This window comes from Acinetobacter sp. YH12086 (genome assembly GCF_013419345.1).
In the GTDB taxonomy this organism is placed as follows: Bacteria; Pseudomonadota; Gammaproteobacteria; order Pseudomonadales; family Moraxellaceae; genus Acinetobacter; species Acinetobacter amyesii.
In genome coordinates this window covers 31,872-46,051 of record NZ_VPAF01000020.1, presented here as the reverse complement: position 1 = coordinate 46,051, position 14,180 = coordinate 31,872, and the positions used below count along the sequence as shown (strand labels likewise).

The following is a 14,180-nucleotide window of genomic DNA, read 5'->3' as shown; positions in this document are numbered from 1 at the left end:
TCCCGAACTCAGAAGTGAAACCTCTTAGCGCTGATGGTAGTGTGGGGTTACCCATGTGAGAGTAAGTCATCGCCAGCTCATTATTCGAAACACCCCCTGATACGTCAGGGGGTGTTTTTTTATGTGTGGAGAAAAGGGGCGAAGGAAGAAAACAAAGAATTCTTCATTCATTTTTATGTGATTTTTAAATTAAAGGCTGAAAGGCGTATACTATCCGTGTCATTGATGGAAAGCTCATGTCTGATTTAGCCTCAAATTCTCCTTATATTGAATATGGCACACGGCCATTTCTTGCCATTTTATTTTCTTTATTTTTAGCAGGCTTCGCAATTTTTTCATCGTTGTATTGTGTACAACCGATGATGCCCATCTTTGCGGATTATTTTCATGTCAGTCCGACACATAGCAGTTTTCCTTTATCTTTTTCTACCATTGCCTTAGCAATAGGGCTGCTTTTCACCGGTTTGATTTCAGATCGATTCGACCGCAAGCCTGTGATGGTCACTGCTTTATTTTTGGCGGCGTCACTTTCAATTATCAGTTCCATATTTGCACTTTGGGAAATATTTTTATTGAATCGCGTGCTGATCGGATTAAGTGTGAGTGGCGTTGCTGCAGTTGCAATGACTTATATAGGTGAAGAAATTGCGCAAAAAGATATAGGCTTTGCAATGGGCCTGTATATTTCAGGTACCGCTATTGGCGGAATGGGTGGTCGTCTCATTGCAGGGGTATTGATTGACTATATTAGTTGGCAAAATGCCATGATGATTATCGGCATCATTAACCTATGTATAGCCACAGCATTCTTTTTATTACTTCCAGCATCTCAACATTTTCAAGCTTATCCCATTCGTTTCAACCGATTTTATGAATCTTTCGTTAAAAATTTAGCAGATCCTAAGCTGAGAATTTTATTCCTTCAAGGCTTTATCCTCATGGGATGTTTTGTCTCTATATTTAACTATATGAGCTACCACCTATTAGAAGAACCTTATCAACTTTCTCAAACATGGATTGGACTAATCTCCATAGCATATTTGGCAGGAATATATAGTTCACCTCGGGCTGCAAGTTGGGGGAAACGCTTTGGCCGGGCAAAAGTTTTACCTTCGATGCTGATCATGATGTTGTTGGGGCTATTGATCATGCTCATTCCGGCATTTTGGTCAGTCATTTTAGGGCTGATTGTATTCACTTTTGCTTTTTTTGCAGCGCATTCCACGGCAAGTAGTTGGGTATCAGTTCAATCCCTGCAATACCGTGCCGTAGGTTCATCTTTATATTTATTTTGCTATTACTTAGGTTCTAGTATTTTGGGTAGCAGTAGTGGTTTGGTTTGGGAGATGTCTGGTTGGATTGGGTTGACGAGCTTTATTGCTGTTATCTTGATGATCGGTTTATTTTTAGCAATAAAATTGAATAAATTAAAATAGAAATATGTGAATAAGCTATTATTTAATATTCGTTTTACATCTATTTTTTAATATAAATAACACTGTAAAAATGGCGGAATTTATTATTTTTATGATTATACAACTTTGGTCTAATATTTCTTTTAAAAGGTGCCTCATAATAATGAAACGCATCACAATATAATAAATAAAATATTTTTGGTTATCATTTTTAAAATTTAATATATTTTTAAATAATTGATATTAAATGTTTATTTGTATTTTTTTAATGTTTTTGCATTTATTTTTGGTTAGAATTATATATAGATCATCATTGGTTTTAAACTGAAGGTGATTATGAAAAATATAACTATTTTAATGATGGCTTTGGTTTTTATCTTAATCTCAGCTTGTACAAGTACCACGAATTTAGGGACAGCAGGCGCAGAGCGAAAACAGTTTTTTATCGTTCCTCAAAAGTTATTAACTAAACAGGCGGATAGAACCTATCAACAATTTATTCATCAAGCGAAAGACAAGCAACTTTTGATCATAGATCCGAAATTGGATCAAGTTTTAAATAAACTCAAGCAAAATGCGGAGTTTTACCGTCATGGTTAGAGTCAATGGGATTGGCAAGTCAGTGGGAATCTCAATAAAGATTTAAATGCACATGGTTTTCCAAGTGGGAAAATTGTCATTAACACGGGTTTGTATTGGAGTTTAAAGCTGACTGAAGATGAATTGGCATTTGTGATGGCGCATGAAATCGCACATGCATTGCGTGATCATCATCGTGAGAAGATTTCCCTGCTGTTTGCAAGTCAGGTGGCGATGATTTCTTCAACTGCGGGTATCGGTGCGCTTGCAACGGCTGCCAGTAGTGTGAGTGGGCAAGCGGTTTTTCTGCCTAAAGTTTCAAAATTTGAACTAGAAGCTGATGTCCTTGCACTTTATCTGATGTCGAAAGCGGGCTTTGATCCAAATGCAGCATTGAGTTTTTGGCAAAAATATCAGCAGGAAACGACACGCCGTCAAATGCTTGATGTAAAACCATTGATGACTCAAGATAGTATAGATAAGCGTAAGGTTTATATTGAAAAATATTTACCTGAAATGCACATTCAATTTCAACAGGCGCAGGCTGTAATGTTGAATAAAAATGCGATAACTCATGACACATTCTAGATTGATTTAAATTGTACAAAGATCCAAATGATTTTTAAATCTAGTTTTATAGTCGTGCTACAGCACTATTACATCTGATGTCTATATAAAACAATTCAATGATTCTCTAGCTATTGTATAAATTATAATCAAGCATGATGAATGGAATTCATGGTAAAATGATCGGCTTTCATCTTCTTTGATCTTTTTTCAGATCATTCCATCTGCCAGCCGAGAATTGCTAGCCATGTCTACTGCTTATACTATGCAGACTGCGCCAAAAGCGTTGTTTGATTACGACAAATATTGGGCGTCTTGTTTTGACCCTGCGCCATTTTTGCCGATGTCACGCGAAGAAATGGATCAACTCGGTTGGGACAGTTGTGACTTTATTTTGGTCTGTGGTGATGCCTATATTGACCATCCATCATTCTGCTCAGGCATTATTGGTCGTACTTTAGAAGCGCAAGGCTTCCGTGTGGGTATTATTGCACAGCCAGACTGGACCAATGTAGAAGCCTTCCGTGTATTGGGTAAACCAAATATTGCTTGGGGCGTGACTGCCGGCAACATGGATTCGATGATCAACCGTTATACGGCAGACCGTAAAATCCGTTCGGATGATGCATATTCTCCGGATAATCAACCGAATAAACGTCCAGACCGTGCAGCAACGGTATATTGCCAACGTGTGCGTGAAGCTTATCCAGATGTGCCTGTATTATTGGGCGGTATTGAAGCCTCGCTGCGCCGTATTGCACATTATGATTATTGGTCAGACAAAGTCCGCCGTTCAGTATTGATGGACTCGAAAGCCGATCTATTGATGTATGGTAATGGTGAACGTTCAATCACGGAAATCATGCATCGTTTGGCTCGCGGTGAAAAAATCCAAGAGATTACGGATGTCCGCGGTACTGCATTTATTGTGAATAAAAATAACCGGGCTTCAAAAGCGAAGTTTGTTGAAATCGCATCAAATGATGTCGATGCGATTGGCCGTGTCGATCCGATCATTAACCCGTACGTGATGACTGAAGACCTTGAAGGCTGTGAAATCGAGAAAGGCAAAGACAGCGTTACGCAATATCAGGGCTTCCAAAAAGAGGCGGTAGCAAATCCGATTGTTCGTGAAGGCGATAATTTAGACGCCGACACGCAAATCGTGCAGCTGCAACCTGCATCAAAAGCCATTAAGCATAAATTGCCGCCGCGTGAATTGGCGGTGATTCGTTTGCCTGCCTATGAAGATGTGGCGAATGATCCTGTGCTGTATGCACATGCCAACCGTATTTTGCATTTGGAAACCAATCCGGGCAATGCGCGCGCGATGGTGCAAAAGCATGGTGAACGTGATGTCTGGTTAAATCCACCACCGATTCCATTGACGACGGAAGAGATGGACTACGTGTTTGATTTACCCTATGCACGTCTGCCACATCCTGCGTATGGTGAAGCGCGTTTTCCTGCCTTTGACATGATTAAGTTCTCTGTGAACATTATGCGCGGCTGTTTTGGCGGCTGTACCTTCTGCTCAATTACAGAGCATGAAGGGCGTATCATCCAAAACCGTTCTGAAGAATCGATTTTGCGTGAAGTTGAAAAAATTCGTGATACAGCACCGGGCTTTACCGGGATTATTTCTGACTTAGGCGGACCAACGGCCAATATGTACCGTTTGGCATGTAAAGATCCTGAGATTGAAAAGAACTGTCGTAAGCCGTCGTGTGTATTCCCGGGTGTATGTCAAAACTTACATACCGATCATGCGCCTTTAACCCAGTTATACCGTAAAGCGCGTTCATTGCCGGGGATTAAAAAGATTCTGATCGGTTCTGGTTTACGCTATGACCTTGCAGTGTTAAACCCAGAATATGTCAAAGAATTGGTGACACATCATGTCGGCGGTTACCTGAAGATTGCGCCAGAACATACTGAAAAAGGCCCATTGTCGAAGATGATGAAGCCAGGGATCGGGACCTATGACCGTTTCAAACAAATGTTTGATCGTTTCAGTAAGGAAGCAGGGAAAGAGCAGTATCTCATTCCTTACTTTATTGCAGCGCATCCGGGTACGACGGACTATGACATGATGAACTTGGCGATTTGGCTGAAGAAGAATGGTTTCCGTGCCGATCAGGTGCAAACCTTCTATCCATCACCAATGGCGACTGCAACCACCATGTATTACACCGGTAAAAACCCGCTGGCTAAAGTGGCGCGTTATACCGAAAATGTCGATATCGTGAAAGGTGAAAAACGCCGCCGTTTACATAAAGCCTTCTTGCGTTACCATGATCCAAACAACTGGCCATTGCTGCGTGACGCGCTCAAAGAAATGGGCCGTCAGGATCTGATTGGTAACTCAAAACAGCATTTGATTCCGACGTATCAACCGGCTGGCAGTGCTGATGGTCAATACCAATCTGCACGTAAAAAGAATTCAAGCATTGCGGGTGATTCACAAAAACGTACAGGCGAACAAGGTAATCGGACGAAGGCTGCTCAATCGCGTCCTTCAAATACCAAGAAGCGTCCTGAGCGCGGTCAAATCTTGACGCAGCATACTGGTCTGCCGCCGCGTGAAACGGGTGATGCGAAAAAACCTTTTGGCGGTCCGAAACCCAAAGGAAAATCGAAGCCTAAATCACGCGCTTAAAATGATTAAATAAAAAAAGACACTTCGGTGTCTTTTTTTATGGGTGTTATGCTCGGCAGCATAAGAAAGTTTGCATTTTTATATGCTGTTACAAGCTCAATGCCATATGTGTGTCGGTTATCTCAATGAAATACGAGCAAAATTTGACAGCTTATCGGAATTGTCTGACAGTGAGAGGAAATGCACTTGCTGTCGTTTTAGCGAATGATCTAAAGTATCTGTATATAGCAATGGATGCTATTACTCTGAACGAAGTGGCATGTGATGTTTAACGCTTTAAGTTTGCAACTTTTTGTCAGTTTAAATACGTATTGTGTGAAAGTTAGAGTTATTTTTTTTAATAGGAAATTAAAAAAATAATACTGGTTGTATACTTCGTCTTCATAAGAAGTATGTCAAAAACCAAAAATATAAGAAATATAAAGGATTATGAGATGACTATATACATAGTAATAGGGAGTATTTTACTCTTCTGTGTGCTCATAATGGCTTGGAAAAGTTTAGAAGGTGATTCTAAGCAACAAGATAGCGCATTGAAACAACGTGCTATTTTCAACATTAATGAGCAATTAACCTACACGCGTTTAAAAGAAATTTTGCCTAAGCATACGATCCTCGCGCATGTGTCTTTTGATGCACTGTTGACCACGAAATATTATCGTACGCGGAACAAGTATCGAAATATGGTGGCGGACTTTGTCGTCTTAGATGAACAGCATCAGATCTTGGCGATCGTCGCTTTAGATGATCCGATGGTGCTAAAACGGATGCAGCAGTCGCAATATCAAGATGCTTTGCTCGCTTTGGCAGGCTATCGGGTCATTCGTTATGATGATGTGCCTGAGTACGTTCAATTACGCGAAGATTTCTTAAATGAGCAGCGTGTACAAGCGCCATTTGTACCGGTTAATGATCTGAAAAAATATCATTTATATTCAGATTTGGAACGTAAAAAGATCAAAATTATTGGATCTTAGGGATTCAAAGACCAAAATCTTTTGCAAAAAAAAGCATGTCTTTAGACATGCTTTTTTTTAATGGTTATTTAGGCTTAATGATTATTCAGGCTTAACGGCTACGACCGTTAATTCTACCAGTACACGAGGGTCGTATAATTTGGTTTCGACACAAGTCCTTGGTAATGCTTCAATGTCTGATACCCACGTATCCCATACCTCATTGAATGCGGCATAATCTTGTTCAATATCTTTAAGATAAATGGTCACTGACATAATGTGGCTTTTATCTGTACCGGCATCTGCAAGGAACCGATCAATAAGCTCAAATGTTTGCTGTGTTTGTCCTTTGATGTCTAAATCAAGGTCTGTTGCCAATTGACCTGCCAAATGGATCAATTGACCAGAAATAGCGATTTCGGAAAAGCGTTTTGAAACATGCAGGCGTTGGATGGTCATGCGGAATATCCTGAAAGCAAAAAGAGCACTTAATCTTGAGTTTTAGGCATCGTAGCTGCAACTAAGGCCGTCAATAAACAGCCGACAGCAAGGTAGATTGCCACATAATGCCATGAACCATCACCCCAAATCACCAAAGCTGCTGCAATCATTGGGGTAAAGCCACCACCGATAATGCTAGCCACTTGATAGCCGACACCTGCGCCACTGTAGCGATAGGCGGTACCAAACAAGGAGGTAAAAATCGGCTGGTGTACACTCACCACCATATCATGGGCAATATTGGCAAGGAAAATTGCACCGACAATAATCAGCCAAGTATTTTGAGCATCAAGGGCCATAAAGAATGGAAAGGCAGAAAGCGCACCAATCAATCCACCCAAAACACACATTTTACGATGATCAAATCGATCTGCTAGCCACGCAAAGAGCGGAATGCTGAAGCAGCTAATGGCACCAACCATTAAGGTGATATTCAGGAAGAACTGTTTGTCCATGCCCAATTGAGCGGTGGAATAATTCAGTGCAAAGTTCGTCACCAAATACATGGTGAGTAACTCGGTCAGGCGCAGCGCAATAATGTAGAAAAAGGCTTTTGGGTGTTGGCTAATCGCTTGCAGAATCGGTAATTTTTGTGGCGTTTGTTGAGCTTTGACCATATGGTCGACGAATTCTTGTGATTCGTCTTGATCACGTCGAATCCACATTGCGATAGCCAGCAAGACAATACTGGCAATAAAGGGAATTCGCCACGCCCAATCGGCAAAAGCATCTTCACCCAAAGTGGCAATAATCAAAGACACAGCGCCTGTTGCCAGAACGAGTCCGACGCCATAGCCAATTTGTACACCACTACTGTAAAAGGCTTTTTTGCCTTTCGGGGCATTTTCTACAGCCATCAGGGCAGCGCCGCCCCATTCACCACCGACAGCAAAACCCTGTATTGCCCGAAGTGTTACGAGCAGGATCGGGGCCCACCAACCGATGGCCGCAAAATTGGGTAATAAACCGATACCGACAGTCGAAATCCCCATCAGGATGACGGTGAGCACCAACATTTTTTTCCGACCCAATTTGTCACCAAAGTGTCCAAATACAATGCCGCCTAAGGGGCGGAACAGGAAGCCGACGCCAAATGTGGCTAAAGCAGCAAGCGTGCCCATATTGTTGCCAATACTAGGGAAAAACAGATCTTTGAAAATGAGTGCGGCAACAATGCCATAAAGTAAAAAGTCGTACCAATCGACTACGGCACCAATGAAGCTACTTAATGCGGCTTTACGAGCGCGTTGTTCTTGATTTTGTGAAATATTTTGAGGATTTGGAGCAGATTTTGCAGAAGGCATACAGCGGGGTATTCCATGATTGACAACAGAGTTGCCCTGTAATATTCGGATTTGATCGTCACGCCAATCACAGGACAGCATGCTGAAAGTAAAGGTGATTTTCAGCATCTCAGCGCATACACGGATAATGTAGTGCGCTGATAGAGTACTCTAATTTTAGGCTTTGTGAATAGCAAATTGCTTTAATTTTGTTCTTCTGCCTAAATCTTAAGCAAATACGATCTTCTTGAAGTTTTTAGAGCAGCGAAAGTTGTGTTTCTTGGTTTTGCGCACTTAATTGATAAACCCCTACGCCAATCAGGCGAAATTGATCGTCCTCGGAAATATGCATTTCATGCAGTAATTGCTGCAATACCTGCGCAAGGTCTTCACGATGATTCAGTGACGTTTTAAAACTTTTACTGTGCTGTAGCACTTGGAAATTCTTCAGTTTTAATTTGGCCGATACACCGCGCGCGCTTAACTGCTTTTTTTCTAAACTAGACCAAACTTGGTCAATCAGTTTGGGCCAATAGGGCTGACATTGGCTCAGGGTGAGATCATCATCAAAAGTGGTTTCTTTGGAAATCTGCTGACGCTCGCGGCTAGATTGGACCGGTCGTTCATCAATCCCGTGTGCATACAGATAGAGTTGTCGGCCATATTTACCAAAATGATGAATCAGAACGGCTTCTTCAATTTGTTGTAAATCACCCAATGTATTGAGTTGCATGGCTTTTAATTTTTCTTGAGTGACTTTTCCCACACCAGGAATTTTTTTCAGTGCCAAGTCATGGATGAAATGCAGAACTTGTGAAGGTTTGATAATACAAATGCCATTAGGTTTGTTCCAATCAGAAGCGACTTTAGCCAAAAATTTATTGGGCGCGACACCTGCGGAGGCAGTTAAACCAGTGCTTTGTAAAATCTCTGCCTGAATTCGCATAGCGACTTCGGTAGCGCTCGGAATGTGTTGTAAATTTTCTGTGACGTCCAAATAAGCTTCGTCTAAAGATAGTGGCTCAATCAGCGACGTATAGCGTTGAAAAATGGCATGAATTTGCGCCGAAACAGCACGATATTTTTCAAAATTAGGTTCGATCACCACGACCTGTGGGCAGAGTTTACGGGCCTGTGCCATCGACATTGCAGAACGTAAACCAAATTCACGTGCAGGATAGGATGCGGCACAGATGACTGCACGAGGGTGATGTGAAGACACAACAACAGGAAGCTGCTTGAGTTCTGGACGTTCCCGCAGCTCTACTGATGCAAAGAATGCATCCATGTCGATATGTATGATTTTCCTCATGCCTAGTTAGATCAGTGCCTAAAAATTGAATGTCAGTATCGCACAGTCAATCCAACGCTTTCCTCAATTTTTTAACTCGAACGACACAGGTTGACTGAGTAAAACCACCTTGGTGTTTTGAGCTGCTGCCGACTGTATTAATAGATTTAGGCTTTGAGGGGTGTCATCGGCAAAGCGGGGCAAAAATTCGAGCTCTGGATTCAGTGGTTTGAAAAAATTATCCCAATGAATTGGAATCACGGTGCTGGGTTGAAGAGTCGCTAAGGTTTCTTTGAAATATTGCTGTTGAAACGCTGCCGTTTGCTTGGAAAGTTGGGCGATGCCTAGAAATAAAGTATCGACTTTTAGTTTTTGCAACTGTTTGGGCACAGCACCTGTACTGGCTTTGACTAAACTGTAATGCGGCCCATGTTGGATGAGATAGTCATATGATCCACCTTCTTTAAACTGACTAAAATGTGCAGGGAGTTGCAGTGGCTGCGAAATTTCTTCCCCCAAATCATCATTCACGGCCGTTGGCGGAGTATGTTGCGAGGGGATGGCAGTAATGGTGAATTTACCGATTTGCATCGGTTGCCAAGCTTGAACTTCGTGTAGTTGTGATTCAGCGACTGGCATCGCCCGTGCAATATTTAAGGTGCTTTTAGATCCGACAATCATGGTCTTGGGGAGCTGGTGGGCCAACATTGGAATATCGAGCGCATGATCATAATGTGAATGAGTCACGAAAATAGCACGTGTGCGTTTTAAGTCGTATTGGTCGATATAGCTGTGTAATAAAGGCTGATCACTTTGGATTTGAGTGAATATGGTCTGACTGAGCGAAGGTCGACTAAAGAAGCCATCGATGAGGATTTGCTCTTGGCCATCGTCAAACAGTAAAGTCGAAACACCAAAGAACTTCACGTGATAGGGCGCCGCTGAGTGAGTATCTGTAGTGCTTTGTGCGGGATGTTGATAATGCCACGTTTTAAACGCTGCCAAGGTCCCTGAAGGTTGGATCAAATATTCCAATATCCCGATGGCGAGGACTATAAAGACTGAAAATATAATAAGAAAAATTTTTAAAATACGCATCCTGCGACTCAGTTTTCATGGATTATTTTCTTCGATGTTGTCCTGAGTCGGTGAATAAATCAACGGGGTTTGATCGGGGAAACGCCATTTTTGTCTAAAAAATCAGTCCATGCCTTGGCATCACCTGAAAATACATTTAAATCGACGGTGGTCGAGATGCCTTGAATTTTTCCTTGATTAGTATGTTGCCAAATCAGCCATTTCGGATTGTTTTTTAGATCGGGTGGGCCTTTATATTCGCGGACCCACAGCGGCGTCTGTTTAAACTCGCCAGCTAAGACAATATTATAAAAAGACTTCGAAGTATAAAAAATCGGTTGTTTGCCATAATGGCGGTGCAAGCGATCATGCATATAGCTGATTTCTTTGAGTAACTGCTCTTTGCTGTAGGTGTTAATGCAATTGGTGTCATATTCCAAATCAATCACGGGAGGAAGGGCATCGGCTTTTTTCGGCACGGAAGCAATAAAATTTTCCGCCTGAATCTTGCCATCACGGCACAGACGATAAAAATGATAGGCCCCAACTAAAAAACCATTTTCCCGTGCTTGTAACCAGTTGTCTTGAAATTTTCGATCTTTAAAATCACCACCTTCCGTGGCTTTGAGATAAACGAATTGGTATTTTTTAGGTGAAATTTTTGACCATTGAATATCTTTTTGATGATGGGAAACATCAAAGCCTTTGACAGGATATTCTTCTGCAGATGCAGGGCGATGCGGCATCACGGCTAAATAACCTAGTCCTGCCACTACCATGACGCCGCTGATAGCGCTAAGTGCAATAATCGGGCTGTATTTTTTGAGTGAACTTTTTGTGGTACGTGATTTGGCTTTTTTAGGCATGAAAATGTATCCAAGTATCCTTTTTATCATAACCCTTTAAAGGTTGATCTGTCATAGATTTGCCTGATGACACAGGTTTAGACATCCACATGTTTAGGAATCTGCCAAAAAATCGCTGCGGTAATCAGGTTAATGCAGCCGAGTAAAATCAAGGTGCTATGGAATGCTGTTTCGATTTGTGCAGCACCATAATAGGCCGTAAACACGTTGACTAAAGTCCCTGCCAAAGCCACACCGATACTCATCGAAACCATCATAATCATAGACAAGAAACTGTTGCCACTGCTGGCATCTTGCTGAGGTAAATCTTTGAGGGTTAAGGTATTCATCGAAACGAATTGCAGCGAATTTAAAATACCAAAAATAAAAAAGTGTAAGGCACGTAACCAAGTGGGGGTTTCAGCCGTAGAGAGTGCAAAACTACAAATACAGGCGCCAACCAAGAAAGTATTTACCAATAACACTTTACGATAGCCAAAACGTTGAATAATTTGACGAATAATCGGTTTTGATGCCAATGAACCGAGTACTGTCGGTATCATCAATAAACCAGTGATAAAGGGCTCAAAGCCAAAAGCCACTTGTAGCATTAAGGGAATCAAAAATGGCATGGCATTGCCGCCAAGGCGGGCAAAGAAGTTGCCAATAATACCGATGGCATAGATCCGATTTTGAAATAATTTACTGCGAAACAGCGCATTGGCATGGGTATGTGCATGAAAGGCATAGATCAAACCAGCGATGATCCCCGCAGCGACCAAAAGCAGGCTCCACCATAGCGGCAGATGCGGGCTGGCAAAGTTTTCAATGCCTAACGATAACCCCACCATGGCGATGACCAATAAGAAAAAACCCATAAAGTCGAAGCGTTGTACGCTCGGTTCGGTCACATTGGGCATGGCTTTAAAGGTAATGAGTACCCCTAGCAGTCCCATTGGAATGTTAATTAAAAAGATCCAATGCCATGTTGCGACTTCCACCATCCAACCGCCAAGGGTAGGGCCAATTAAGGGGCCCATCAAACCGGCAAGGCTCATCAGACTCATGGCCGATAAAAACTGTGTCCGAGGAATTACTTTGAGCATTGCCAAACGCCCAACAGGTAGCAGTAATGCGCCACCTATGCCCTGAATTACCCGATAAACCAGCAGCTCATTCAGGCTATTGGCCATACCGCAGCCTAGTGATGCTAATGTAAAAATAATAATGGCTGTGAAATAGGTATTTCGGACACCAAAACGATCGGCCAACCAACCACTTAAGGGAATACACGCTGCGACAGACAAGACATAGGCCACGACCACACTATGCATTTGAAGCGGGTCTTCGCCCAAACTTCTTGCCATCGCTGGGATTGCGGTATTGACGATGGTCGTATCTAGCCCTTGCATAAAAAAGCCAATAGAGACCAATAGCACTAGAAGTCTAAATTCGGGTTGTAAAGCCTGATGCGTTGGCGTGCTATTCATAAGTCAATAAAGCTGAGATTTTTAAACAGTTTAAATGAATATTGCCATTTGGATGTAGTAAAAGCTTTGCATAATTGAGCCAAAAAATTGCAAGAAAAATGCAATGAGAGTTTCATCTCTATGCAACCTAATGTTTATAAATTGGTCATATTTTAATAAAAGACGAATGAAAACATGAAACTACAAGTTTCGGTACTGATATGGTTAAACAAGGCGATGTGGGACCTGAAGGTCTGATTTTTATTGCGGCCAAAGATTCGCCCAATGCCCAACCTTTGTTGGTGGTTGGAAATGAAGTGAACGGTAGCACTGCGGTTTATCAGATTAAATTGAAATAATTTAATTTTAAATTGTTGTTTTATCTAAAATTTTTATTTTAATGTCGAGAAAAGCACGGCACAAAATTGTATGAACGCCAGATAAACTGTCATAATGCGCTCAAGTCCTTCATTTATTGGAGGGCTTTTTCTTTATGGCAAAGGTGTTTTGTTTTCATGACAATCGAAATTCTGATGGTCATAGGCTTCTGTCTCGCGGCCTATTCTATTGTCGGTAATGATGTGCCACAGACATTGGGAACCTTTATTTCATCCAATGCGCATCGCCCTTGGTGGCTGTTGTGGATCTATGTCAGCAGTATTCTAGCCATTGTATTGGTTTATGGTTGGTACAGTTCTGGCGTGGGGGATGCATCTTATGGTCGTTTAGAAACGATTCCATTTCCCGCAGAAGGGGTAACGTGGCTCTATATTGTGCCACCGATCTTACTGATCATTTTGACTCGCTACGGTATTCCAGTCAGTACCACATTCTTAGTGTTGACGATTTTCTCTCCGAGTAGTCTCGGGTCGATGTTAACCAAGTCGATGATGGGTTATGCGGTAGCTTTTGTTGTCGCGATTATTATTTACCGTTTTGTGATTAAAGGCATTTCGGTTTATTTCAGTAAAACACGTGATGAAACCCCCTCGAATATTTGGGTGGGACTACAGTGGGTTTCGACGGCATTTTTATGGAGTCAGTGGCTGATTCAGGATTTGGCCAATATTTTTGTCTACGTCCCTCGTCAGGTGCCGCTGGAGTTCCTGATTTTTGCAATTGTGGTGTTTATCGTACTGCTTGGGATCATTTTGTACCAACGTGGTGGGGCGATTCAGGGCATTATCGACACCAAAACGGGTGTGGCTGATATCCGCTCGGCAACCATTATCGACTTTATGTATGCCTTGATTTTATTGGTGTTCAAAGAGTGGAGTAATATTCCAATGAGTACCACTTGGGTGTTCTTGGGCTTACTCGCAGGACGTGAATTTGCCATGTCCATGCATTTACATGAAGTGAATAAATATCGAACTTCACGAAATGTCAGCAAAGATGCGATGAAATTGATGCTTGGTTTGTTGATGAGTATTTTCTTAGCGACAACATTGCCATGGTTCTATCGTATGGTGTCAGGTTAAGTCGACACGATCTCGATTTGAAGTAGGATATTGAGTAATAAAAAAGGGGAATGATTT

12 protein-coding genes and 1 pseudogene are annotated in these 14,180 nt (G+C 41.9%); 7 read left to right on the top strand and 6 right to left on the bottom strand.

The window, feature by feature from the left end:
• Positions 1-236 precede the first annotated feature (236 nt).
• The 5 genes and pseudogenes from FTU29_RS15620 to FTU29_RS15605 all read left to right on the top strand — a co-directional run bounded on the left by FTU29_RS15620 (position 237) and on the right by FTU29_RS15605 (position 6,197).
• Positions 237-1,436 (top strand): MFS transporter, encoded by a 1,200-nt coding sequence (locus tag FTU29_RS15620; RefSeq protein WP_180122764.1) that lies wholly within the window; start codon positions 237-239, stop codon positions 1,434-1,436.
• Positions 1,437-1,751: 315 nt separating this feature from the next.
• Positions 1,752-2,015 carry a hypothetical protein gene (locus tag FTU29_RS17540; RefSeq protein ID WP_257226947.1) on the top strand — a complete coding sequence of 88 codons (264 nt, stop codon included), beginning with the start codon at positions 1,752-1,754 and terminating at the stop codon, positions 2,013-2,015.
• A 24-nt stretch (positions 2,016-2,039) separates the two neighbouring features.
• A pseudogene (locus tag FTU29_RS15615) lies at positions 2,040-2,582 on the top strand (M48 family metallopeptidase); the annotation flags it as partial.
• A gap of 226 nt (positions 2,583-2,808) precedes the next feature.
• Positions 2,809-5,220, top strand: coding sequence for a YgiQ family radical SAM protein (locus tag FTU29_RS15610; RefSeq protein WP_180122762.1), 2,412 nt, complete (start codon positions 2,809-2,811; stop codon positions 5,218-5,220).
• Positions 5,221-5,654: 434 nt separating this feature from the next.
• The gene (locus tag FTU29_RS15605; RefSeq protein WP_078189487.1) at positions 5,655-6,197 is read left to right on the top strand and encodes a DUF2726 domain-containing protein; all 543 of its coding nucleotides are present in this window, start codon (positions 5,655-5,657) and stop codon (positions 6,195-6,197) included.
• Positions 6,198-6,278: 81 nt separating this feature from the next.
• Here FTU29_RS15605 and FTU29_RS15600 read toward each other — a convergent pair whose 3' ends face one another.
• From FTU29_RS15600 to mdtD, 6 genes are all read right to left on the bottom strand, one after another.
• Positions 6,279-6,635 carry a RidA family protein gene (locus FTU29_RS15600; RefSeq protein WP_180122760.1) on the bottom strand — a complete coding sequence of 119 codons (357 nt, stop codon included), beginning with the start codon at positions 6,633-6,635 and terminating at the stop codon, positions 6,279-6,281.
• A gap of 29 nt (positions 6,636-6,664) precedes the next feature.
• Positions 6,665-7,981, bottom strand: coding sequence for a shikimate transporter (gene shiA / locus FTU29_RS15595; protein WP_180122766.1), 1,317 nt, complete (start codon positions 7,979-7,981; stop codon positions 6,665-6,667).
• Between the two features lie 235 nt (positions 7,982-8,216).
• The gene (gene dinB / locus FTU29_RS15590; RefSeq protein ID WP_180122757.1) at positions 8,217-9,272 is read right to left on the bottom strand and encodes a DNA polymerase IV; all 1,056 of its coding nucleotides are present in this window, start codon (positions 9,270-9,272) and stop codon (positions 8,217-8,219) included.
• Positions 9,273-9,335: 63 nt separating this feature from the next.
• Positions 9,336-10,349 (bottom strand): MBL fold metallo-hydrolase, encoded by a 1,014-nt coding sequence (locus FTU29_RS15585; RefSeq protein WP_180122750.1) that lies wholly within the window; start codon positions 10,347-10,349, stop codon positions 9,336-9,338.
• A gap of 59 nt (positions 10,350-10,408) precedes the next feature.
• Positions 10,409-11,194, bottom strand: coding sequence for a GH25 family lysozyme (locus FTU29_RS15580; RefSeq protein ID WP_180122748.1), 786 nt, complete (start codon positions 11,192-11,194; stop codon positions 10,409-10,411).
• Positions 11,195-11,271: 77 nt separating this feature from the next.
• A complete protein-coding gene (gene mdtD / locus FTU29_RS15575) occupies positions 11,272-12,663 on the bottom strand; it encodes a multidrug transporter subunit MdtD (RefSeq protein ID WP_180122746.1) in 1,392 nt (463 codons plus the stop codon).
• A gap of 200 nt (positions 12,664-12,863) precedes the next feature.
• On the opposite strand from mdtD, the gene FTU29_RS15570 reads away from it, so the two are divergent.
• A complete protein-coding gene (locus tag FTU29_RS15570; protein ID WP_180008096.1) occupies positions 12,864-13,001 on the top strand; it encodes a hypothetical protein in 138 nt (45 codons plus the stop codon).
• Positions 13,002-13,157: 156 nt separating this feature from the next.
• On the top strand, positions 13,158-14,123 hold the full coding sequence (locus FTU29_RS15565) for a hypothetical protein (protein ID WP_180122744.1): 966 nt from the start codon (positions 13,158-13,160) through the stop codon (positions 14,121-14,123).
• Positions 14,124-14,180 lie beyond the last annotated feature (57 nt).

Bases quoted from the DNA above. Each gene is read 5' to 3' on its own strand.
- FTU29_RS15565 (WP_180122744.1), top strand. From the start codon at position 13,158: ATGACAATCGAAATTCTGATGGTCATAGGCTTCTGTCTCGCGGCCTAT.
- mdtD (WP_180122746.1), bottom strand. From the start codon at position 12,663: ATGAATAGCACGCCAACGCATCAGGCTTTACAACCCGAATTTAGACTT.
- FTU29_RS15580 (WP_180122748.1), bottom strand. From the start codon at position 11,194: ATGCCTAAAAAAGCCAAATCACGTACCACAAAAAGTTCACTCAAAAAA.
- FTU29_RS15600 (WP_180122760.1), bottom strand. From the start codon at position 6,635: ATGACCATCCAACGCCTGCATGTTTCAAAACGCTTTTCCGAAATCGCT.
- FTU29_RS15620 (WP_180122764.1), top strand. From the start codon at position 237: ATGTCTGATTTAGCCTCAAATTCTCCTTATATTGAATATGGCACACGG.
- shiA (WP_180122766.1), bottom strand. From the start codon at position 7,981: ATGCCTTCTGCAAAATCTGCTCCAAATCCTCAAAATATTTCACAAAAT.
- FTU29_RS15605 (WP_078189487.1), top strand. From the start codon at position 5,655: ATGACTATATACATAGTAATAGGGAGTATTTTACTCTTCTGTGTGCTC.
- FTU29_RS15610 (WP_180122762.1), top strand. From the start codon at position 2,809: ATGTCTACTGCTTATACTATGCAGACTGCGCCAAAAGCGTTGTTTGAT.
- dinB (WP_180122757.1), bottom strand. From the start codon at position 9,272: ATGAGGAAAATCATACATATCGACATGGATGCATTCTTTGCATCAGTA.
- FTU29_RS17540 (WP_257226947.1), top strand. From the start codon at position 1,752: ATGAAAAATATAACTATTTTAATGATGGCTTTGGTTTTTATCTTAATC.
- FTU29_RS15570 (WP_180008096.1), top strand. From the start codon at position 12,864: ATGGTTAAACAAGGCGATGTGGGACCTGAAGGTCTGATTTTTATTGCG.
- FTU29_RS15585 (WP_180122750.1), bottom strand. From the start codon at position 10,349: ATGCGTATTTTAAAAATTTTTCTTATTATATTTTCAGTCTTTATAGTC.